The sequence below is a fragment of the Frankia sp. CcI49 genome, from assembly GCF_001983215.1.
Lineage (GTDB): Bacteria > Actinomycetota > Actinomycetes > Frankiales > Frankiaceae > Parafrankia > Parafrankia irregularis.
Genome location: NZ_MOWP01000006.1, coordinates 538,918 through 561,341, shown reverse-complemented (window position 1 = coordinate 561,341; position 22,424 = coordinate 538,918). Strand labels below are relative to the sequence as shown.

General features: G+C 69.5%; 12 protein-coding genes and 1 pseudogene. 9 read left to right on the top strand and 4 right to left on the bottom strand.

All coding sequences use genetic code 11. The features are described from left to right. Positions 1–519 (bottom strand): enoyl-CoA hydratase/isomerase family protein (locus CcI49_RS06390; protein WP_131831015.1); only part of this gene is annotated, 519 nt, incomplete at its 3' end. A 377-nt stretch (positions 520–896) separates the two neighbouring features. Between CcI49_RS06390 and CcI49_RS06385 the strand changes: the two genes are divergently transcribed. From CcI49_RS06385 to CcI49_RS06370, 4 genes are all read left to right on the top strand, one after another. Continuing rightward, on the top strand, positions 897–2,465 hold the full coding sequence (locus tag CcI49_RS06385) for an AMP-binding protein (RefSeq protein ID WP_076824908.1): 1,569 nt from the start codon (positions 897–899) through the stop codon (positions 2,463–2,465). 624 nt (positions 2,466–3,089) lie between these two features. Further along, the gene (locus CcI49_RS06380; RefSeq protein WP_131831014.1) at positions 3,090–4,670 is read left to right on the top strand and encodes a hypothetical protein; all 1,581 of its coding nucleotides are present in this window, start codon (positions 3,090–3,092) and stop codon (positions 4,668–4,670) included. Between the two features lie 166 nt (positions 4,671–4,836). Further along, on the top strand, positions 4,837–6,075 hold the full coding sequence (locus tag CcI49_RS06375; protein WP_076824903.1) for a hypothetical protein: 1,239 nt from the start codon (positions 4,837–4,839) through the stop codon (positions 6,073–6,075). Between the two features lie 45 nt (positions 6,076–6,120). Further along, positions 6,121–7,515: a caspase family protein gene (locus CcI49_RS06370; RefSeq protein ID WP_158230717.1), complete on the top strand. Its 1,395-nt coding sequence runs from the start codon at positions 6,121–6,123 to the stop codon at positions 7,513–7,515. Between the two features lie 528 nt (positions 7,516–8,043). On the opposite strand, the gene CcI49_RS06360 is transcribed toward CcI49_RS06370, so the two are convergent. Then, positions 8,044–8,739 carry an FCD domain-containing protein gene (locus tag CcI49_RS06360; RefSeq protein WP_076824897.1) on the bottom strand — a complete coding sequence of 232 codons (696 nt, stop codon included), beginning with the start codon at positions 8,737–8,739 and terminating at the stop codon, positions 8,044–8,046. Between the two features lie 405 nt (positions 8,740–9,144). Here CcI49_RS06360 and CcI49_RS06355 point away from each other — a divergent pair, with 405 nt between their 5' ends. The 3 genes from CcI49_RS06355 to CcI49_RS06345 all read left to right on the top strand — a co-directional run bounded on the left by CcI49_RS06355 (position 9,145) and on the right by CcI49_RS06345 (position 14,721). After that, complete coding sequence (locus CcI49_RS06355; RefSeq protein ID WP_076825018.1) at positions 9,145–10,869, top strand: 2-isopropylmalate synthase; 1,725 nt, start codon at positions 9,145–9,147, stop codon at positions 10,867–10,869. An 80-nt stretch (positions 10,870–10,949) separates the two neighbouring features. Further along, positions 10,950–11,495 carry a hypothetical protein gene (locus CcI49_RS06350; RefSeq protein WP_076825010.1) on the top strand — a complete coding sequence of 182 codons (546 nt, stop codon included), beginning with the start codon at positions 10,950–10,952 and terminating at the stop codon, positions 11,493–11,495. A gap of 484 nt (positions 11,496–11,979) precedes the next feature. Beyond that, positions 11,980–14,721 carry an ATP-binding cassette domain-containing protein gene (locus CcI49_RS06345; RefSeq protein ID WP_241839928.1) on the top strand — a complete coding sequence of 914 codons (2,742 nt, stop codon included), beginning with the start codon at positions 11,980–11,982 and terminating at the stop codon, positions 14,719–14,721. Positions 14,722–14,754: 33 nt separating this feature from the next. Here the strand turns inward: CcI49_RS06345 and CcI49_RS06340 are convergent, their stop codons facing one another. After that, a complete protein-coding gene (locus CcI49_RS06340) occupies positions 14,755–16,557 on the bottom strand; it encodes an ABC transporter ATP-binding protein (protein ID WP_083749338.1) in 1,803 nt (600 codons plus the stop codon). Continuing rightward, positions 16,554–18,380, bottom strand: a complete 1,827-nt coding sequence (locus CcI49_RS06335; RefSeq protein ID WP_076825008.1) for an ABC transporter ATP-binding protein — start codon at positions 18,378–18,380, stop codon at positions 16,554–16,556. Before CcI49_RS06335 ends, CcI49_RS06340 begins: the two co-directional genes overlap by 4 nt. A 204-nt stretch (positions 18,381–18,584) precedes the next feature. On the opposite strand from CcI49_RS06335, the pseudogene CcI49_RS06330 reads away from it, so the two are divergent. Further along, a pseudogene (locus CcI49_RS06330) lies at positions 18,585–20,246 on the top strand (ABC transporter ATP-binding protein); the annotation flags it as partial. A gap of 290 nt (positions 20,247–20,536) precedes the next feature. Next, the gene (locus CcI49_RS06325) at positions 20,537–22,303 is read left to right on the top strand and encodes an ABC transporter ATP-binding protein (protein ID WP_076824894.1); all 1,767 of its coding nucleotides are present in this window, start codon (positions 20,537–20,539) and stop codon (positions 22,301–22,303) included. Positions 22,304–22,424: the final 121 nt, after the last annotated feature.

Below are 22,424 nucleotides of genomic sequence, written 5' to 3'. Positions count from 1 at the left end.
GAACAGGTGCAGGGAGCCGAGTGCGGGGCCGAGGAAGCGGGTGGCGGGCATGCCGAGGCGGGTGGTTTCGCCGACGACGGCGATGTCGGCCATGAGGGCGATCTCGAAGCCGCCGCCGAGGGCGAGGCCTTCGACCTGGGCGATGGTGGCTTTGGGGTAGCCGAGGAGTTCGTGGTAGAAGGCGAAGGTGCGGCGGTCGACGGCGAGGCGGCGGCGTTGGCTGGGTCGGCGTCGTCGGGTGGTTCTTCCGTTTCCGTTGCCGGTGGTGCTGCCGTCGCCGTTGCTGTGGGGGGTCTGGTCGGTGCCTTCGCCGTACCAGCCGTAGGCGTTGCGCATGTCGGCGCCGGAGGAGAAGTAGCCGCCGGTGCCGCGGAGGAGGACGACCTTGGTGTCGTCGTCGTCTGCGAGTTCGTCGAGGTAGGCGGCGAGTTGGTCGCGCATCGGCGGGTCGTAGGAGTTGCGCCGCTGCGCATTGTTGATCGTGATGCGGGCGATGCCGGACTCCGGCTCCCGCTCCATCAACACACGTCCGTCAGTCAACGACTCGTCCCTCTTCCCGCTACTCCCAGGTCGAGACCATCGTAAGGTAAATCTATATATATTTCCAGTGAAGCCCTCGGGTGGCCCTGGGCGGAGGTGGGAGAGAGGTGTCGAGCCGCCTGATCTCCGGTCGGCCACCGGTGCCTCAGTCCTGGCCGGTCGAGATCCGCTGCGGCCGGGGCGATGGCCCGCCGGGAGGTGCTTGGATGCAGGCTGCCGGCATCGGCGTGGTCTCAGGTGGTCCCGCGGCGGCGCACTGACGGTGGCACCTGATCTGCTCGACAGCACCCAAAAGTATAGATAGATTCAGTCCCTTCGGGTGAGTTGCTGCTGTCGGAGGGGTCGGGGCCTGACAAATGACGACCACGGCGAGCGCGTCGAGCGGGCCTCACCTCGGATTGCCACCAGCGGCCGCGTTCTGGTCCCTGGTCGAGCAGGCGGCGTCTCGCCTGCCCACGGCGGTGATCCTGGCGGACGACCACGGTCGGGCACTGACGTTCGCCGGGCTGCGCGAGGAGGCCGAGCGGGTGGCGGCCGGTCTGTACGCGCTCGGGCTGCGGCCGGGTGACGTCGTCTCGTGGCAGCTGCCGACCACCCTCGAGGCAGCGGTGCTGATGGTGGCGTGTGCCCGGCTCGGCCTGGTGCAGAATCCGATCATCCCGGTGTTCCGGCATCGGGAGGTCGGGTACATCACGCGGCAGGTCGGCACCCGCCTGCTCGTCGTGCCGGAGCGGTGGCGGGGCTTCGGTCACGGGGAGATGGCTCGTTCCCTCGGTGTCGAGGTGGTCTCGCTCGATCTTGAGAGCCCGCCGCGCAGTGGTCTGCGGCTTCCCGCCGCCGACCCCGGCACGCTGCCGGAGCGACCCGGGCTGCCGGTGCCGTCCGCCCCTGCCGGGGATTCGGCGCCTCCGGTCGGCGTCGGGGAGTGCAGGTGGATCTACTACTCGTCGGGGACGGTGGCCGACCCCAAGGGCGTGCGGCACACCGACTCCTCGGTGATCGCGTCGTCCAACGGCGTGGTGGACGGGCTGGGTTTCGGCGCCGGTGACGTGTATCCGATCGCCTGGCCGCTCGCCCACATCGGGGGCGTGGCCATGCTCGCGGCGGCGCTGCGCACCGGGGGCCGGCTGGTGTTGTTCGACGTGTTCGACCCGGCGACGACCCCCGGGCGGATGGCCACCCACCGGCCGACCTTCCTCGGCTCCGCCACACCGTTCTTCCTGGCGTACGTGGCGGCCGAGCACCGGCACGGCGACAGGCCGTTGTTCCCCGCGGTGCGGGTCTGCGTCGGCGGCGGGGCGCCGACCCCGGAGACCGTGAGCCGGGAGGTCGCCGAGGTGTTCGGTGTTGCGGGAGTGGTGAACTCCTGGGGGCTGACCGAGTTCCCGGTGGCGACCAGCGAGACGCCGTCGGACTCCGGAGCCGGCTCGACCGTGGGCCGGCCGATGACCGGTGTGCGGGTCCGTGTCGTCGACGGTGAGCTGCGGCTGAAGGGCCCGCAGTGCTTCCTCGGCTACGTCGACGCCACGCTGGACGCCGATGCCTTCGACGGCGAGGGATGGCTGCGCACCGGTGACCTCGGCTCGGTCGACGGGGAGGGCCGGGTCCGCGTCGAGGGCCGGCTCAAGGACGTCATCATCCGCAACGCGGAGAACATCTCGGCCTCCGAGGTCGAGGAGGTGCTGCTGCGTCACCCGGCGGTCGCGGACGCCGCCGTCGTCGGCGTGCCGGACGAACGCACCGGGGAGCGGGTCTGCGCCGTGCTGGTCATGCGTCCCGGCGCCGCGGTGACTCTCGCCGACCTCGGCGCCCACTGCCAGGCCGAAGGCCTCGCACGCTACAAGTGCCCCGAGCGCCTGGAGATCATCGACGAGCTGCCACGCAACCCGATGGGCAAGGTCCTCAAGCGCCAGCTTTGCCTCTGATCCGGCTTCAACCGGCGCCTGACCCGCACCCCGGCCCTGTGGCAGCGCGGCAGAGCAGAACACCGACGTTCTGCTGCGGCCGTACCTCCTCGAAGGCACAGCAGGGAAACCGCTCCGATCAGTAAACCCGCAGGCCAAGAGCCCACCATACCGGCATCTACAAGATCGCGACCAGAGTAGAATCCAAAAACCGGGAGTCGAGTGGGCGGGATGCTGCTACGCTCGCCACGGATGTTCCGCTGGAAGATGGCAATTCAGTAAGCTGGCGCCCAGGCAAAATGAGTGGTCCCTCTCTCCTCTTGGCCGTCTCCTAAATCACGACGAAATGCATCTGAGGTCCGCTGCTCTGGGTGCGATAATGGCATCGCTGGCGCACGGCTGTCTGCCGTCGAGGTCGTAACAAGCTAGGTATCCGGCCTGCCGCGAATCGTCGATGAATTCTCGTCAATGACATATTCTCTCACTGATGGCGACCGGCAATGAGTGCGTGCCGTGCTGGTCTGGTGCATTTATCTGGTCCACTGCAACCGTGTCGTCGAGATCATCCAATCCCCGGCTCCTCGTCAAGTTCGCCACCGCGCGGTGTCACGCGTCCGAAAAATTCTCCCAGGAAGGTGCAAGCACGTGAAGTTGGATGAACTGATGGCCATAGTCATCGACGAGCTGTATGCGGGTTTAACTGGAGGTGATGCCGAGCTTCCAGTTCCAAAGGATACAATAATAAACTGGTTGATGCCGGCGATGGTATTTCATGAGTCCGAGTTCGACTTCGCAATAGCTGGGCCCTTCGCCGGCCCCTCTCCGTTGACGCTGGCGTTCTTCAAGTCACTGGTTGAGACCATCATGGGCGATGACCACGGTATGGACCGGGCCCAGGCAGTCGAAGCCGCCAAGGCCATGTACCAGAGCCATCTGCTCGGTACCTGGGAGAACTGGTCCCGAATCGTCGACTTCATCCCTTTGGAGAGCCCGAGCCCCGAGCAGTCCCGGTGGCGACAGGAGCGTGACCCGGGCGCCAAGTTCAAGCACACGCAGATCGTGTATGCGCAGGCCGGTCGGACGCTGTCGCAGACGTATGCGGACACATTGAGGAACTGTGAGGTCGCCGACGATGAGCTGACCGCCAATGAGAAGAAAATCATCGAGAGGATGCGGAGCCTTCTGCAGGAGCAGGTTGAGGTCGACGATTTCCTGACGGGAGAGAAGAAGCAGGAGATCCGTCCATCGAAGGTCATGCTCGCCTACGACGAGTACCGAACCAAGTACGAGAATTCCGTGATCGACTATGCCGCCCGCCTTGCCCGCTCGCAGACCGGCAGCGCTGCCGACCGAATCGAATGGAACCGTAGCGGTGGGGTTTACCGGTCCCGCGCGAGGCAGGCGTTGCTGGACTGGGTTGGCCGCGGCTACAAGAACGACGTCGAGACGGCCCAGGCGACGATCGACCACATCCTGGGCACCTCGATGGTGCTGTGGTGGGAGAAACTTAAGAGCGACATCGACGACATCGACAACAACGTCAACGGCGCCTTCGGATATCCTTTCTTTCCCGCGACGGTCGTACCGGGCAGCTTCGCTCGAAATCCGAACTGGTCGACCTACGAGGAGATGCACCTCGAAACGCACAGCAGAATGACATCCTCGACCAGGCAGGGCAGTGGAACGGTCGGGTTCTCGCTCGGGATCTTCAATGTGGGTGCGGCCGCCGGCGGGGGAACGGAAAACTTCTCATTTGATCTGACCGGCAAGTCCTTTGGGATAAAGTTCGACTATACGCAGGTTCAGATCGTGCGGCCGGCGTTCAATGCCAACTGGTTCTGGGCGAGAGGATGGCGGCCCAAGCCCGGATTCGAGCAACTCGGCTACCCGCCCCTGCACTCCGACGGTGCGGAGCATCCGTCGGGCGCGATGATCGCATTTCCGACCGCTGCGTTGTTCGCCCGCGACGTCACAGTCCACAGTGCCGAGGTCGCCGACCACGTCAGACGTCACGCCGACCGCGTGGATGCCGGCGCGGTAATTGGTATAGGACCGTTCTGTATCGGCGGAAGGTACTCGCAGACCAACAGTTCCCGGGATAGGGCGTTCTCTCTCGACAGATCGTCGGTGACAATGCACGGGATCCAGCTTGTGGCATTTCTCAGTACGAAGATCCCGAAGGCTGCCTCCCCGTCGCCTGACATCAAGAAGTGGGTGGGCGAGTAGGATGGAGCCGATTGGCATTCACGTGGRAATCGCCGCATGGATTGATCGGCAACGTTCCTACGACGGATTTGCTGTAGTGCCGGCGACCCCTGTCCAGTTCAGTCCTGCTGCGATTCTTCCTCTTGCTGTATCACAGGATGCCTTCCGCGAGGCGGAGTTGGCCCGGATGGCGAACCTCGTGCCACGGAAGGGTAAGATCGCCGAACCGTTCGGGCCGAGCGCGCCGTTGTGGGAGCGGGTTCTCGGTGTGATCGATCGGATGGTCTTCGCCGCGCGGGCGCTGACCGATGCCGAAGCCGCCGCGCTTGACGCGGCCCAGAAGGTTCTCTATGTCGACGACGGCGCGAATGGTCGTCGTCCGTCGTCGCGGTTCACCTACTACCTCGAAATGCGATCCGTGGTTCAGGATCTGCAGAACAGCGGCGCGGCGGTGGAAGTGCTGCAGGCCGCGCTCACCGATTGGATTGTGCTCGGGTTCAAGAGCGAAGTCGAACAGGCGATCGCCGACGTGTCGAGGCTGTCCTCACGGTCCTCGGTGGTCGACGCAATGTCATGCCGTGCGCAGCTCGATGAGACGATGCTGCTAAGTGCTGGGGACCTCAGCTACGCGCCCACCTCATTCTATCCGCTGTCTGCGGCAGACAGCGCCACGTGGACCATCGTCGAGGTCGCTTTCGCCGAGCTCAGTGAATGTGCGGCGCAGACCTTCCCGGCCGCGCCCGTGACATTCGGCTCTGCTAGCGCCGGGAAACTTCGGTTCGCATATGCCGCGATCGAGACGCTGCGCCCATGGCCGGTCATGCAACTACTCTCCCGCGATGACTGGAGGCTCCCGGACGAGGAGATGGTCTCAGGCGGCGACGGGGTAAACGGTGATATCCCAGCGTACGTGCAGACAATGTATGCCGCATCAATAGTTGGATTCAATGCCACGCCGCGACCTCGCCCCAGATGGCCACCCGGGACGAGCAAACTATCATTCCGCGACAGCAGATCCCGTTTGAGCTGGTTCGATCCGGTCGCGTCCAACGGGGCAGGAAGAACCGCGGTCGCTCGACCGACCGTCAGACCAGCTGACGCGCCGCTCGGCGCTGGTAACGGCGGCGGGGTCGTTGTCGGTCGGGCTTCGCTTCCCGCTGTGGCGCAGGTGCTCCCGTTCAGCGGGGCCGTGCTACGCACACGTGATCCTGAGCTGGTCCAACGGTTCCGTGTCCCGTTGGACCGGTCGGAATGGTTGGCGCGGCTCGCCATCGCGCGGGCCGAACGGCCTGCCACCGGCGACGAGGGCAGGCCGGCTCAGGAAGCACCCCCTGCGATCGACATCGCAGGTGGCGCCAACATTGTCGGGTTCGGCTGTATAGCTGTGCCCAGCTCTCCGCACCCAAATGAGCAGTACGAGTGGTAACAGAACCAGAATGTTTCCATGCATGCCAAGGCGAGGTGGAACACAGTGCTGACAGCGAGGCGGTTCACGACCAGAACGACATCAGGTACTCTTCAGCGGCTCGAGGCGGCAAATTCCAATACGCGCCCGATCGGCTTGCGTGAGTCCCATCGGGGCGCTGTCCGTGCCATTCAGAGCGCGCTCGCCGATCTCAACGAGGCATATTTGTTGCAAGTTCAGGTTGACGRCATGTACGGATCTCGTACCGCTGCTGCAGTCGAGGCATTCCAACGAGACTATGGATTGTATGCCGACGGATTTGTTGGGCGGCAAACGATAACCCAGCTCGATGTCATCTACTCGGGCGACGTTGTCCGGACGCCGAGCGGAATAAGTCTGCATGTCGGTGTCAACAGGCTGGACGCTGGCCATTACGGAGACGGGGTAGCGGAGCTGGCATCCTGTGTCAACGATGCCAAGGCGGTGCTCAAGCTCGCCGAGCGCCTCGGCTACACTGGATCCCTGCTCGCGGACGAGGACGCGACCGTAGCCAATGTGACCGCAGGAATCCGGGCGGCGGCCGACGCGCTTTTTGCGGGCGATGTGTTCCTGTTCTCGTTCTCCGGGCATGGTGGAYAGATTCCCAATACCAGCTCCGATGATGAACCGGACGGTATGGATGAAACCCTGTGTATGTACGACAGAATGCTCGTCGACGACGAGCTGCACCTGCTTCTCGGCGAGTTCCGGGCGGGTGTCCGGGTGTTCCTGCTCTTCGACAGCTGCCACAGTGCGACAGTGGCGAAGGGAAAGCAGCTCGTCGGGGTCACCCGCAAAGCGATCGCAGATATCAGGATCAAAGCGCTGGAAGGTTCCCTCAAACAGGTCGACGTCGACCTCGCCACCGTGCCGGTCACCAGGCAGCAGATTCACAATGATGAAGCTCCCGAGGTCCGCAGCGGCGAGCCGCTGACCAATGACCAGCTCGCCGCCGCACTCGCCGACGAGCTGAACACTGACGATCTCAGGCCCGTTGCTCCGCGGGATCTTAGTGTCCAGTCGAAGGAGATCGTCGCGCTGTTCGCCGACCTCGAAGCTGAAGCGGCGTCGGGGCAGAGTAAGATGCTCCTTCCCTGGGATTCTCCTTACAGGGGAGGAAGCAAGGAAATTTATGACACGGTACGCAACGTGGTTGGTCCCAAAGAAATGACGGTTGTCGAAGCCAGGGTGGTCAGTTTCGCAGCCTGCCTTGATTCGCAGACCACGCTGGCCGGCAGCGTACTCAGTGAGTTCACGTCGAATCTCATGACGGTGTGGCGGGACGGCGGGTACGATGGCGATGGTGAGCAGCTCATTGCCCGTTTGAAGCAGCTCGGTAGCCACAACGGAGCGGTTCCGACCCTGGTGACGTACGGAGCCGGTGGTCCGGCGCTCGCCTATGAACGGCCATTCGCGATCTGATCCGATTTCCGGAGATGTCAATCAACCAGGGGACCGGTTGGGGGTGCGGGGGCCGCCCGCACGTCTGGCGGCCCTGAGCGCGATTCTCCTGCTTGCCCTCGCCCTGCTGGCGGTTGCGGTGACTGGCGGAGCTGTCGGCGTAATGGTCACGGCGCCCGCCATGTAACGATTCGTGCCGATGTGGCTGCAGGTCGCCCACATCGGTCTCACGGTCGCGCTTCACCAGACCTGAGCCGCTGGCAAGGCGGCGGCTGCGACGCCCAGTCCTCGGATCGGATGACGGGTTCTGGCGCGGTCGTGTCCCGCTGGATCTGCTCCGTCCGCGTCACCCGGGCGTGTCGAGCCTGGCGAGGCCCAGCCGCACGGCTTCGGCCGCACGTCGAGGTCGCCGCGCTCGCGTTCGCGCCACACGGCGTCGATACGGAAGCTGTCTCCAGCGAACCATGGGAACACGTGCAGATGGAGGTGGAACACCTCCTGGAAGCTGCCGCGCCGTCCGTGAGGAAGATCATGCGGCTTCGTCCGGATTCAGAGGGTTGGAGCCCGGAGCAGGGCCAGCGTCTGGTCGAGTTCGGCCTGCAGGATCTCGCTGGCGCGCGCACCGTCGCCGGCGGCCACAGCTTCGACGAGGGCGGCGTGCGCGGCGTCACCGTGGTTGTGGTCGCCGGCTCGCAGGCCGAGCAGGTCGACCAGCTCGATGAGCCCCTGGCGCAGCACGGGCAGGAACTCGGTGAACAGGCTGTCGAGCACCGGATTGTGCGCGGCCGCGACAACGGCGGCGTGCAGGGCGATGTCGGCGTCGACGAACATCTCGTCGCCACCGCCGGCTGCGGCCCGCCGCCGATCGAGGGCGCCGCGCATGGCGGCGATCTCCACCTCGGTGCGCCGCTGCGCGGCCAGCCGCACGGCCTGCACCTCCAGGAACATCCGGACCTCGTAGACGTCGCCCACCGCGGCGCGGCGAAGCACGTCCTTCCAGTCCTGCGCCGGTTCGGTGGCGATGACGAACACGCCGGACCCCTGCCGGGACGCCACCAGCCCCGCACCGGCCAGCGCGCGCAGCGCCTCGCGCACGGTGGAGCGGCCCACACCCAGCGTCGCCGCGAGCGCGTTCTCCCCGGGCAGGCGGGTTCCGACCGGCCACTCGCCGCCGGTGATCTGGTCACGCAGGAGCTGTGTCGCCTGGTCGACCAGCGACGTCGATCGCAACGCGCCGAGCGCCATGGTTACCTCTCAGGTTGTCTGAGGAGCTGAGATGTGGAGTATGGTACGCCCGTGACGCTGGGCGTGTGGCTGCTTCTTCCCCGCCGCGGCGGGGCCTGAGGCGACCGGCACCCCGCCGCGGGGTTGCTGTGCCGCCGGTCGACCACGCGCGACCGAGACCCGAAGGGCCGATCACCTCCTATGCCCGAGCATTCGAGCAGTCCATCTGCCGCGGCGGCGCCGGCCGCCGTCCCGTCGGCATCCACCGCATCCACCGCATCCACCGCATCCACGACATCCACGACATTCACCGCCTTTCCTGCCTCCGCTGCCCTCGCTGACGCGGTCAGCTTCCCCACCGTTGTCCGTCCCCGGGGCGCGCTGCCGGCGGGCGCCGCGGCGTGGAACTCGCAGCGTCCCAGCTCCATGCCGCACCAGCGGTACCTGCCCGTCCACGAACGGGTCGAGCTGCCGGTCATCGACCCTTCCACCCGTATCTGGCCGACGCGCCGCGTCGACACCGCGCCGCTGTGGGTGTCCGTGGACCTGCGGGACGGGAACCAGGCCCTGCGCGAGCCGATGGACACACCGCGCAAGCGGATGATGTTCGATCTGCTCGTCGCCATGGGTTTCAAGGAGATCGAGGTCGGCTACCCCTCCGCCAGCCAGACGGACTTCGACTTCGTCCGGCACCTGGTCGAGGACGATGCCGTCCCACCGGATGTGACAACGGTGGTGTTCACCCCGGCGCGGCGAGATCTCATCGAGCGGACCTTCGAGGCGATCGCCGGGATGCCGGCGGCCGGAGGGATGCCTCGCGTCGTCGTTCACCTCTATGTCGCCACGGCACCGGTCTGGCGGCAGGTCGTCCTGGGCCATGACCGTGCGGAACTGCTGGCGCTGGCACGCGACGCCGCGGAGCAGATGGCGCGACTCGCCGCGTCCCCGCGCTTTCCCGACGTCCGCTTCCAGTTCTCACCCGAGGTCTTCAACGCGACCGAACCCGACTTCGCGCTGGAGATCTGCAACAGCCTCAGCGAGCTGTGGGACGCCTGCCCGCAGCGACCGGTCATCCACAACCTGCCGGCGACGGTCGAGATCTCCACCCCGAACGTCTACGCCGATCAGATCGAGTACATGGACCGCCACCTGGCGCGGCGGGAGTCGGTGATCCTGTCCRTCCACCCGCACAACGACCGCGGCACCGGGGTCGCATGTGCGGAGCTGGCGCTGCTCGCCGGCGCGCAGCGGGTCGAGGGCTGCCTGTTCGGCAACGGCGAACGCACCGGCAACGTCGATCTGGTCACCCTCGCGCTCAACCTCTACTCCCAGGGCGTCAACCCGATGATCGACTTCTCGGACATCGACGTCGTCCGGGAGACCGTCGAGCACTGCAACCGGATGCCGGTCCATCCCCGGCACCCCTACGGGGGCGAGCTGGCCTACACCGCCTTCTCCGGCACCCACCAGGACGCGATCAGCAAGGGACTGGCACATCATGCCGCCCTCGCCGCGGCACGGTCGGTGCCAGAGGGGCGAGCCCCGTGGGCTGTTCCGTACCTGCCGATCGACCCGGCGGACGTCGGGCGCAGCTACGAGGCGTTGATCCGGGTGAACAGCCAGTCCGGCAAGGGCGGGATCGCGCATCTGCTGAACCTTCACTACGGCCTGGAGCTCCCCAGGGGCCTGCGGGCCGACTTCTCCCGGGTCGCGCAGGAAGCCGCTGACCGCGACGGACGCGAGCTCGTGGCCAAGGAGCTCTGGGAGATGTTCCAGGCCCGCTATCTGGCACCGGTGCACCACGGGCCGATCCTGCTGTCCAGCTGGCGGACCGCCGAGACCGCGCCGGGTGAGCACGAGTTCGTCGCCGAGCTGGCGACGCCCGGGGGCGAGGCGCGGACGCCTCGCCGGGGGATCGGGAACGGACCGCTGGCGGCGCTGACAGCGCTGCTCGCCGGGATCGGCGTCGAGGCGGAGGTCGTCGCCTTCAGCGAGCACGCCATGGACCGTGGCGGCGCCAGCCTCGCGACGGCCTACATCGAGATCGGCCTCAGCGGTACGGAACGCTGGGGCGTCGGCCAGGACACCTCCGCGCTCACCGCGTCGGTCAACGCCGTCATCGCCGCGGTCAACGGCCGGCTGGCCGGCTGAACGCCGGCCCGCGGGTCTGATTCGTCCGTGTCGCCCAGCCGGCGGCCGACCGGTGTTAGAACGAGGAGATGCGGCCGGAGATGACGAACGCCGGTGACCCACCGACCGAACCGGATGACGGCGTTCCCGCGCCGGGCCTGGTCGCGGCGTGGCTGGTACTGCGAATGCTTCCGACGGAGCGGGTTCCAGGCTGGGCGGCGCACTGGATCGCGCGTGGTTATGACGGTGCGGCGCTGGTCGAGCTCGCCGGCCTCGACGGCAGGGATCCGGCCGCGGTCCGTGATCTGATCGAGGCGGCTCTGCGGGAATGCGGCCCGCTGGAGGTTGACGTCGCGGCGGTGGAGCGAGACCACCTGCGGGCAGCTGCGCTGATGGCTTTCACCAATGTGGCCGAACTGCTCCTTTCGGGGCGCGCGACCGAGCGATGGGTCGTCGACAGGGTTCATGAGATAGCCGGTGACCACTACTTCGACGAATCAGTGATGAATCTTCCGCTCGGTTCGTTGTTTCACCTTGCGGATGAATGGGATGCTGGCTGGGGGCGGCCGGTGCAGGAGCTTCGGAGCATTGTTCGGCAGGCCTGTCACCGGCAGCTGGAGGTGGCTTCGGTTCCCGGTCGTTCCTGATCCGTGTGGGCTTCGCGGGCTCGGTCCGGCTGGTGGTGCTGTCGGCGTCCGTGGCGTCCATGGCGTCCCGGCCGGACGTTCCGGCCGGTGCGATGTCCGGTCATCCCACGAGATCCCGCGTCGAGGGGAGGCGGCGGATTCGCCGTACACCGGCTACTGCAGATGCGGTAGCCGGTGGCACTTTCGGGTTTCGGTGCGGTGGATATCGGCGTCGGCTATGTACGGTGATGCCGTGTCCGGATGGCTGGCGGGGTTCCGAAATGTCGGTCGGGAGGAGTCGCGGCGTCGGACGTATCTAGCCGATATCGCCGTCGCCTGCGTTGCCTTTGGGCTGGGTGTGGCCATCGCCACGCAGGCCCCGGTGGATAGTTCCGGACTGAGTGCGACTTTCCTTGTTACAACTGCGATTAGTTGTGCAGTTCTGGTGCTGCGCCGGCGCTGGCCGCCGCTGGTTCTCGGATTCGTCGCCGGGTGGTCCTGCCTCGTGAATCTCCTGGCCGGGCCACCGGGCGACGGGCCGTCGTTGCTGGCGGCCTGGGTGGCGTTCTACAGCGCCGGGGCCTACCGGCCGCCGAAGGTCGCGTGGACCGCTGCCGCCGGCGCCGTCATCCTGATCCTGCCGGCGGCGCTGGCCAGGCCGGACGCTGTGGTGCAGTCCGTCGCCGGGGTGCTCCTGTGGAGTGTCGGGTCGACCTTCCTGGGGTGCCGGCTGCGGCGTGGGCGAGCGTATGTGGCGAAACTGGAGCAGCGGGCGCTGCGAGCCGAGCGAAACCATGACGAGCGAAACCATGAACACCAGGCCCGGCGCGGGCGTGCGCGGCACGACTCCGTGGCTGCCGGCGTGGACACGCGGTGGCCCGCCCCCCGGTGGGCGAGCGACGAGAACACAGTGCCGCTGGGCGTCCAGTGGCGTCGCAGCCAGGCCTCGGCTGTCCCGCAGATGATCCCCGCGGCCAGCGCCTCGGTCGGCGGCAGGCCGACCGCGTCCGGCTGGCGGCACGCTGCCACCTCCGGTTACGGCACCGCGTCGCGTTACGGCACCGCGTCGCGCTCGGTCACCGCTGCCACCTCCGGCAACGGCACCGTGTCGCTCTCCGCCACGGCTGCCACCGCCGTGGCCCCGTTCCCCGCCGCCACCGGTGCCGCCACCATCCCGGCCGGCGCCCACCACCGGCTGCACACGTTGCGTCCGGGGCGGCTGCATCTGGGCCGCTCCAGCGACAACGACATCACCGTCGGGGACCTGCTCGCCTCGCGCTACCACGCGGCGCTGGAGGTGCGCGCCGACGGCGTGCGGATCGTCGATCTCGGTTCGGCGAACGGGACCTTCGTCAACGGCCGGAGGGTGACGGCGGCCCCGGTCGGCGAGCGCGACGTGATCGCCATCGGCCACCACCTCTACCAGCTCAAGGGCGACTACCTCGTCGAGTACATCGACTCCGGCGACGTCGCCTTCGAGGCGCGGGCGCTGTCCGTGCACGCCGGCGCCAAGCAGCTGATGCACAACGTGACCTTCCGGCTGCCGGCCCGGTCGCTGCTCGCCGTGGTCGGGCCCAGCGGCGCGGGCAAGTCGACGCTGCTCAACGCGCTGGCCGGGTTCCGGCCCGCGGACGCCGGAACCGTCCGGTACGCGGGCCGGGACCTGTACGCGGACTACGACGAGCTACGGCGACGGATCGGGTACGTGCCGCAGGCCGACCCGCTGCACGGCCAGCTCACCGTCCGGCAGGCCCTCGAGTACGGGGCCGAGCTGCGCTTCCCCGCGGACACCACCGCGCACGAGCGGCGCACCCGGGTGGCGGAGGTTCTCGACGAGCTCGGGCTGACCGCGCACGCCGACACCGTGGTGCACCGGCTCTCCGGTGGCCAGCGCAAGCGCACCTCGGTGGCGCTGGAGCTGCTCACCTGCCCGTCGCTGCTGTTCCTGGACGAACCGACTTCCGGCCTCGACCCGGCCAACGACCAGTCCGTGATGCAGACACTGCGCGGCCTCGCCAACGGGGCGGGGGCGAGTACGGACGCGGGCGTGGGCACGGACTCGCCGGACGAGAACGGCCGCACGGTCATCGTGGTCACCCACAGCGTGCTTTTTCTGGATCTCTGTGACTACGTTCTCGTCCTGGCGCCGGGTGGGCATGTGGCCTATTTCGGCCCGGTCGACGGGGCGCTGCACTTCTTCGGCAAGAACGACTTCCGCGAGTTCGCGTCGGTGTTCCGCACGCTGGAGCACTCCTCCGGGGCGGGGGCCGCCGCCCGGTTCCGGGCGTCGGAGTACTTCGTGCCGTCGGCGGTGGTCGCTCCGATGGCCCGCAGGCCGCCGGCGGATCTGCCCAGGGTGCGAAAACGGCCGGTCGCCGCCCAGCTTTCCACTCTCACCCGCCGCTACCTTCGGGTGATACGGGCCGACCATTCCTACCTGCGGCTGATCATCGTTTTCCCGTTCCTGCTCGGTTTCATTCCCAGAATGATTCCCGCGCCGGACGGGCTGGGTGCCCTGCCGGACGCACCGAACCCCAACGCGCCGAAGGTGCTCGTCGTGCTGATCCTCTGCGGCTGTTTCATGGGGATGGCGAACTCCGTCCGGGAGATCGTCAAGGAACGTGACATCTACCGGCGGGAACGGACCATCGGGCTTTCCCGGGCCGCCTATCTCGGTTCGAAGACGGTGGTGCTGACCGGGATCACCACCGTGCAGTGCGTGGTCTGCACCTTCATCGGCCTGGTGGGCCGGGCGCCGACGGACGCCGTCGTGTTGGGCTCCCCGCTGGTCGAGATCCTCATCGCGATGATCGTCACCGCGAACGCGTCGATGGTGATCGGTCTGCTGGTGTCGACGATCGTCGACACCGCGGACAAGACGATGCCCGTCCTGGTGCTGGTGACGATGGCCCAGCTCATGCTCTCCGGTGGTCTGGTGTCGCTGTCCGGCCGGACCTGGGTGGCGCAGATCTCCTGGATCGCGCCGGCGCGGTGGGGCTACGCGGCGCTTGCGTCCACCGCGGACATCAACGAGGTCTCGAAGCTGGGCTACGAGGGGCTGCGCACCGACCCGGCGGACCCGTTGTGGGAGCACAACCAGCACATCTGGACCTTCGACATCGGCTTCGGCGTCATCCTGGCCTGCRCCACCCTCGCCCTGACCGCGGCCATGGTGCGCCGCGTCGATCCCAGGCTGACCCGCCCGACGCGCAGCGGCCCCGGTGTGGCGACGTCCGCCACCCGCTGACGGCGAGGGCTGTGCCGGGGATGCCGGCGGAGGTCAGCCCCGATCTCCAGCGGTGCCGGTCCGGGCGCCGGTTGTCAGCCGCCATCCGCGGGCGCGTTCGCGTTCGCGCCAGAAGGCGGCGTACCGGCCATCCTGTGCGACGAGCTCCGGGTGCGTCCCGCACTCGACGATCCGGCCGCCGTCCAGGACGGCGATCTGGTCGGCACGGATGATCGTGTCGAGCCGGTGCGCGATGACCAGGACGGTGCGGTCGGTGGCGAGCTCGGCGATGGCGTCGTGCACGGCCGCCTCGTTCTCCGTGTCGAGGGATGCCGTGGCCTCGTCGAGCAGGACGATGGGCGCGTCTTTGCACAGGGCGCGGGCGATGGCCACGCGCTGGCGCTCGCCGCCCGACAGCAGCCGACCGCCCTCACCGACATGGCTGGCCCAGCCGTTCGGGAGCCGGGCGACGATCGAGTCGACCTGGGCGCGCCGCGCCGCGTCACGGACCTGCTCCCCGGTCGCACCGGGGTTACCGAACCGGATGTTCTCCTCGATGGTGGTGTCGAGCAGGTAGACATCCTGGAACACCAGCGCGATGTGCCCGAACAGCTCGCGGCCGGTGACGTCGCGGACGTCCACGCCGCCCACGCGCACCGACCCGGAGTCGACGTCGTGGAAACGGGCGATCAGCTTCGTGACCGTCGTCTTCCCGCCGCCGGAGGYGCCGACGAGCGCGGTGGTCCGCCCGGCCGGGACGGTGAGGTTCAGCCCGGTCAGGACCTCGGGCCCGTCGGGATAGGAGAAGCGGACGTCGGTCAGCTCGATCCCGGCGTGGCCGATCTGCTTGCCGTCCGCGGGCTCGGGGAGCGGCTCGACCGCCAGGAGCTCGGCGATCCGCCGGGCGGAGGCCGCGCAGCTCTGCAGGATGCCGCCGAGGCCGACCAGGGCGTCGAGTGGGCGCAGCAGACTGATGCCGAGCACGACCAGGGCGATCATCCGGCCCGGTTCGAGGCCGTCCTGCGTGGTGAGCGCGAGCCCGACGAGGAACAGGGCGGTGAGCGCCAGCTGGAGGCCGATCTCCCCGATGTACTCGCCGGGCAGCGAGCGGACGATCTTGCGCCGGGAGACGCGGTGCTGGTCGGCCAAGGCGTTGTCCAGCGCGGCGCGGCCGGCGGCGGTCTGGCCGGTGGCCCGCAGCGTCGGCTGGGCCCCGGCGAACTCGACGAGCCGGCTGCCGGCCTCGGTGGTGGCGGCGTTCTCGGCCGCTTCGGAGCGTTCGGTGAGCCGGCGGCTGACCGAGAGCGCGACCAGCACGACCGGGACGGCGATCAGCGCGGTGAGTCCGATCCGCCAGTCGAAGCCGAGCAGGAACACGGCGATCGTCGTGGGGGTCGCGACCACACTGATCAGGGCCTGCGCGAGGAACACGGTGGAGGAGACCCTGGCCACGTCACCGATGACCAGCTGCGGGACCTCGCCTCCCCGAGCCCCGTCGAACCAGCCCAGCGGCAGCGTCACCAGCTTGGCGCCGAGCCGGTTGTAGAGGTCTCGGCGCCAGACCGAGGACAGCCGCAGCGCCCGTGATCCCAGGTAGTAGTGCGCGAACCACCCGGCGACCGCCGCGGCGGTGAGGGGGAGCAGCCACCATGCCGCCGTGGTGGTGTCGCCGTCGAACAGGGCGGTCAGCAGTGGGAACAGCACGCCGAAGGCCACTCCCTCGCTGACGGCGTAGCCGGCCACCGACGCGAGGTACCACCCCAGCGGCCGGTGCTGGCCGGCTGGGACGAGGCCGCGCAGGCTGCCCGCGACGCTGGCCGTACCCGCCGTACCCGACGTGTTCGTCGAGGATGTCAAGCTCGTCCTTCCCGATCGCTCTGCTGCGCCCGCCAGAGCTGGGCGTAGCGCCCGCCCGCGGCGAGCAGGTCGTCGTGCCGGCCGCGCTCGACGATCCGTCCGTCGTCGAGGACGAGGATCTGGTCGGCGGCGGTGACCGTGTACAGGCGGTGCGCGATCACGAGCAGTGTCCGGCCGGCGGCCAGTTCGGCCAGCGCGTCCTGGATGGCGGCCTCGGAGTCGGGGTCGGCGAACGCGGTGGCCTCGTCGAGGAGCACGATCGGCGTCCGCGCCAGCAGGGTTCGGGCGATCGCGATCCGCTGTGCCTCACCGCCGGACAGGTGCGCGTCCTCGCCGACGACCGAGTCGTAGCCCCGCGGCAGGGCGAGGATGCGGTCGTCGACGGCGGCCGCGCGGGCGGCGGCGCGGACCGCCTCGTCGGACGCGTCCGGGACCGCGAGGGCGATGTTGTCCCGGATCGTCCGGCGCAGCAGCACGACGTCCTGCAGCAGGAATCCGATGTGGCGGTAGAGCTCGTCGCGGTCGATGTCGCGCAGGTCGGCGCCACCGAGGCGGATCGTGCCGGCGGTGACGTCGGCGAACCGGGCCATCAGCATCGCCAGCGTCGACTTGCCCGCCCCGGAGGAGCCGACCAGCGCGGTCACGGTCCCGGGGCGCAGCGTCGCGCTCACGCCGTGCAGGACCTCGCGACCGTCCGGGTAGGCGAAGTGGACGTCGTCGAGCTCGACGGTCGGCGGGATGCCCACGGTGCGGGCCCGGGTGGGGTCGACCTCCGGCTGCCGGGGCTCGCGCAGCAGGCCGCTGATCCGCCCGGCCGCGTCCTGAGCGCGTTCCCGCAGGTCCTGGGCCAGGTAGATGGGGGTGATCTGCTCGAACAGGCCGACGCCGAGGAGGATGAAGGCCACCAGGTCCACCGGGTCGGTCCAGCCGGCGGCGACCAGGCCGGTCCCGACGGCGGTGACCACGAACACCACCGTCGCGGGGGCAACCGTGGCCCGCGCGACGCCGCGCGGCCGGAGGAAGATGCGCTGGGCCTGCTCGTCGGCGTCGGCGTGCTCGGCCGCGGCCGCCGTGAACCGGCGGGAGCTCTGGTCGGCGGCGAAGGCCTTGACGACGCTGATGCCGCGCACCGTCTCCAGCACGGCCGCGGTCAGCTCGCTGTTGGCTGCCGCGATGCGGTTCACCTGGTCGGTCGCGCGCACCGCGAGCCGTGAGCGGATGGTCTGGGCCACCGCGATGAGCGCGACCGTGACCAGTGCGAGTGTCCAGTCGACCCAGAGCAGGTAGATGATCACGACGGTCGGGCCGGCCACCGCCGAGGCCAGGTCGGCGCGGGCGTGGGCAACCGCGTGATGCAACGAGCCCACGTCGTCCTGCACCGTCGAGCGCACCCGAGCCGACACCCCGCCCGCGAACCAGCTCAGCGGCAGGGCGCTGACGTGCTCGGTCATCCGGCGGCGCAGCAGGTACGCGAGGTCGGCGTCGGCGAGATGGCTGAGCAGGCTCGCCGACGCGTACAGCGCGAACCGGGCGAGGAGCAGGCCGGCCGCGAGCCAGGCCAGCGGCCACACCGACGCGCCCTCGTCGTTCAGCAGCCGCCGCGCGATCTCCACCAGCACGACCGCGGGAGCTATCGACAGCACCGCGGCCAGTGCCTGCAGCACGGCCGCGACGCCGATCCGGCCGCGGACCGCACGACGCAGCTCAGCCAGCTCGGCCGCTGTCTGGTCGGCCGCGGCCCGGTCGGCGGCGGCCCGGTCGGCGTCGTCAGTGTCGGCGTCGACCGTGTCCGCGTCCTGGGGCGGTGCCGTGACTTTCACCACGCCCGAATCCTCCGGTTCCCCGTGTGCCGTGCCTTTCCCGACGGCAGAGAGGCAGAGGGACGGCATATGTTCCGATGGTCTGGTAAAGGAAGGCTTACCTATTTTTCGGATGGAGTTCCGGAGTGTCAAGTGTGCGGCTGTCGGCTCGACTGGTCGCGGTGGGTGGCCGGGCTCTGAGATCCTGTGTCGCGGTCCCCGGGTCGGATGTCGCCCGGTGCCGGCCGGCCGTGCGGGTTGACCATCGGTCTTAGGTTAGCTATACCTAACAGGCGAGAATCCACTTTCCCGCGATCTCCGATCACGCGGGGGCCGCGAGTACTCACGGCCGCCCGGACGAACGGCTTCGGTTCCGGCGGAGCGCCCGAAGCGCGGGAACGGAAGCGGTCGGACGGCGTGGGCACATCCGATCAGGGCGGTGCTGGGTTGGGCGCTGGGCTGTACGGCTCGACAGGACTGCTCCGCGGGCAGCTCCTGGCCCGGCGGCGTGATCTCGCCCTCGGTGGCCTGGCGACCGTCGCCCAGCAGGCCGCCATGCTGGCGCTTCCCTGGTGTATCCAACGCGCGCTCGATCGAGGCGTCACCGCGCACTCGATGCAGGGCACGGCCACCTGGGCGATTCCGACGGCGCTGTTCGCCGTCGTGTTCATGATCGGTGGGGCCGGCGGGCTGTGGTGGTCGGGCCGGGCCGCGAACGGGGTCGCCCACGCGCTGCGGGCCGCGCTCGTCGAGCGGGTGGCCGCGTTCGACCGGCCCGCCCTCGCCCGCTTCGGGCACGGCGACCTGGCGACCAGAGTCACCCGGGATGTCGATCTCGTCCGGCAGTGGGTGCAGAGCCTCGCGATCTGGGTCCGGATCGTGGTGACCATCGTGGTGGTGCTGCCCGCCTTCGCCCTGCTCGACTGGCGGCTGCTGGTGGTGGGCGTCGCCACGATCCCGCTGGTCGTGCTCGTCAACGGCTACTTCCCCGGCCGGTTCGGCGCGGCGAACGAGAGCCTGTCGGCGGCCTTCGCCGCCCGCGCCGACGCGGTGGACGATCTGCTGTCGGCCAGCGCCGCGGTCCGCGGCCTCGGTGGTGAGACGGCGCTCGTCCGCCGTCATGACGACCGCAGCGCGGTCCTCACCGACCGAACGATGACCGCCGCGCGGATCTCGGCGTCCTGGGCCGCCGTCCCGCCGGCCGTGCCCAGGCTGGCGATCGCGGCCGGGCTGGCCATCGGCGGTACGGCCGCGCTGCGCGGCGACCTCACCATCGGTGGCCTGGTCGCCTTCACCTCCTGGATGTCGACGCTGGCGCTGGCGGTCACGGTCGCGGTCGAGCTGCTCGCCGCTCGCGGCCAGGCCCGCGTCGCCGCGGGGCGCATCGCCGGGGTTCTCGCCACCCCGGTGCCCGACCACGACTCGGCCGACGCCGAGGTTCCGCCACCGGGCGCCGCGCTGCGCGCCACCGCCCTGACCGCCCGGCGCGAGGGAAGGCAGGTGCTCGGCCCGGTCGACCTGGCCGTCGGCCCGGGCGAGCTCGTCGTGGTGACCGGCCCGACCGGCAGCGGCAAGACGACGCTCGCCCGCCTGCTGTGCCGGGTGGAGGACCCGGCGCGCGGCTCGGTCAGCCTGGGTGGCGTCGACCTGCGGCGGGTGTCCCGCGTCGAGCTCGCCCACCGGATCGGCCTGGTGCCCCAACGGCCACTGATTCTGGCGGGCACGGTCGCGGACAACATCCGGGTCGGCCGCGAGGTCGATCTCGACGAGGTGCGCGCGGCCTGCGTGGTGGCCGCGATCGACGACTTCGTGACGAGTCTGCCCGACGGCTAYGACACCGAGCTGGGGGAGCGCGGGGCGACCGTCTCCGGCGGGCAGGGGCAGCGGCTCGCGCTGGCGCGTGGGCTGGTCGGACGTCCGGACGTGCTCGTGCTCGACGATGCCACCGCGGCGGTCGACGCCGCGACCGAGGCCACGATTCTGCGCCGGCTGCGCGAGTGGTCGCCGCGGACCGCGCTCGTCGTGATCTCCCATCGACCGGCTGTCCTGGCCGCCGCCGACCGGGTCGTCCGGCTCGCCCCCCGCCGCTGCCCCGGCGCCCGCACGGTCCGTGCCGGCCGCCGAGCACGTGCCCGCCGGCTCACGTGGCGGCGCGGGCACCGTCGGTGTGCGGGGCGGCGATGGCTGAGGTCCGGGTACTGGCCGACGACCCGCCCCTCGCGGGCACCTTCCGGCGCTTCTGGCCGTACCTGCGCCCGCACCGGGCGATCCTGGCCGCCGCGCTGCTGGCGAGTGTGGCCAGCACGGCGGCGGTGGTGGGCCTCGCGCCCGCCATCGGGTGGGGAGTCGACGCCGTGTCCGCGGGCGACCGGGGCCGGCTGTGGCAGGCGGTCGTCCTGATGGTCGGGCTCGCCCTGGCCAGGATGCTCCTGCTGCGCTGGTCGGAGCTGCTGCTGTCCGCGGCCGGGGAGCGGACCATCCGCGGCCTGCGGGATCTCGTCGTGGCGCGCCTCGCCCGGGCACCTCTGCGCTTCATCGAGGCCCACCGGACCGGTGACCTGCTGCGCCGGTCGACCGGCGAGATCGCCGACCTCACGCTCTTCCTGCGCGACCAGCTGCCCAACCTGCTCGGCGTCAGTCTCACGATCGCTTTGACCACGGTGTTGCTGCTGGTCTACTCATGGCTGCTCACGTTGCTGCTCGTCGTGCTGTTCCTGCCTCTGGCGATCGCGATCGTGGCCTGGTTCAACCGGGGCGCGTCGGAGGCGTACGGCCGCCAGGCCGCGGCCGACGCGGCGATGACGGCGGCCTTCACCGAGACGCTCAGCGCGCATGAGGCCCTGGTCGCCCCCGGACGACCCCAGGAGTGGATCCGCCGGTTCCGGGAGGACAACGACAGGCTCCAGCAGGTGGCGGACCGCACGCTCGTCGTGCAGAACCGGCTGGAGCTGTTCGGCATGATCGAGGGGCTGGCCACCGCCGCGCTGCTGCTGCTCAGCGTCTGGCTGGTGCGCGCGGGGCATCTCGGCGTCGGCACGGTCGTCGTCTTCGTGGTCGCGACCCGCAACCTGTTCGAAGGCGTGCTCACGTTGTCGGGCCTGGCCGGCCAGGCCCAGCTGGCCCGGGTGGGCCTGGCTCGCCTGACGGACCTGCTCGACGCACTGCCGCCGGCGCCGGACTCGGCGCCGGTCCCGGGGACTGGCCTGGCGGCAGTGCCGGGCGCCCGCGGCGCCCGCGGCGGAGGCGGCGGAGGCGACGGAGGCGACGGGGGCGGCGGGGGCGGCGGCCTGCCGGCGCACGGCGACCTGGTCGCCGACGACCTCGGCTTCGGCTACGCCGACGGCGCGGAGGTGCTGCGCGACGTCTCGGTCACCTTCCCGACCGGCGACCGGGCCGGCCTCGTCGGCGTCACCGGGTCCGGGAAGACGACCCTGGCGAAGCTGCTCGCCGGGCTCTACGAGCCGGACGTCGGGGCGGTGCGCTACGGGGGCGTCGATCTGCGGGCCGTCCCGGCGCGGGAGGTTCGGGCCCGCATCGTCCTCGTTCCGCAGCAGGTGCACATCATCACCGGCACGCTGGCGGAGAACCTGGCGCTGGTGCCCGGGGCGCCGGGCCGGCCGGCGATGGAGCGCGTCGTCGACATCCTCGGCCTCGGCGACTGGGCGGCCCGGCTGGGCGGTCTCGACGCCGATCTCGGCACCCGGGGTGACCGGCTCTCCGCCGGCGAGCGCCAGATCGTCGGGCTGTTGCGGGCGGCACTCATCGATCCACCGGTACTGCTGCTCGACGAGGCGACGGCCGACCTCGACCCGGATGCCGCGCTCCGGCTGGAAACGGCGGTCGAGCGGCTGCGACCCGGCCGGACGCTGGTCGTCATCGCGCATCGGCCGAGCACCATCGAACGCCTCCCGCGCATCGTCCGACTTGATGCCGGACGCCTGGTCTGAGCGCACCGCAGGGCCCGACCAGCTGGGCCGATCCGAACTGGTGGTTGCATTTCCGATCTCGTCTACATTAGGTTAACTTCACCTAATCTGTGCGAGGATGGTGCGCCCGCCTGCCAGCCAG

Excerpts from the sequence above, each read along its gene's own strand:
- CcI49_RS06375 (WP_076824903.1), top strand. The coding sequence starts at position 4,837 with ATGGCGAACCTCGTGCCACGGAAGGGTAAGATCGCCGAACCGTTCGGG.
- CcI49_RS06360 (WP_076824897.1), bottom strand. The coding sequence starts at position 8,739 with ATGGCGCTCGGCGCGTTGCGATCGACGTCGCTGGTCGACCAGGCGACA.
- CcI49_RS06325 (WP_076824894.1), top strand. The coding sequence starts at position 20,537 with ATGGCTGAGGTCCGGGTACTGGCCGACGACCCGCCCCTCGCGGGCACC.
- CcI49_RS06385 (WP_076824908.1), top strand. The coding sequence starts at position 897 with ATGACGACCACGGCGAGCGCGTCGAGCGGGCCTCACCTCGGATTGCCA.
- CcI49_RS06350 (WP_076825010.1), top strand. The coding sequence starts at position 10,950 with ATGACGAACGCCGGTGACCCACCGACCGAACCGGATGACGGCGTTCCC.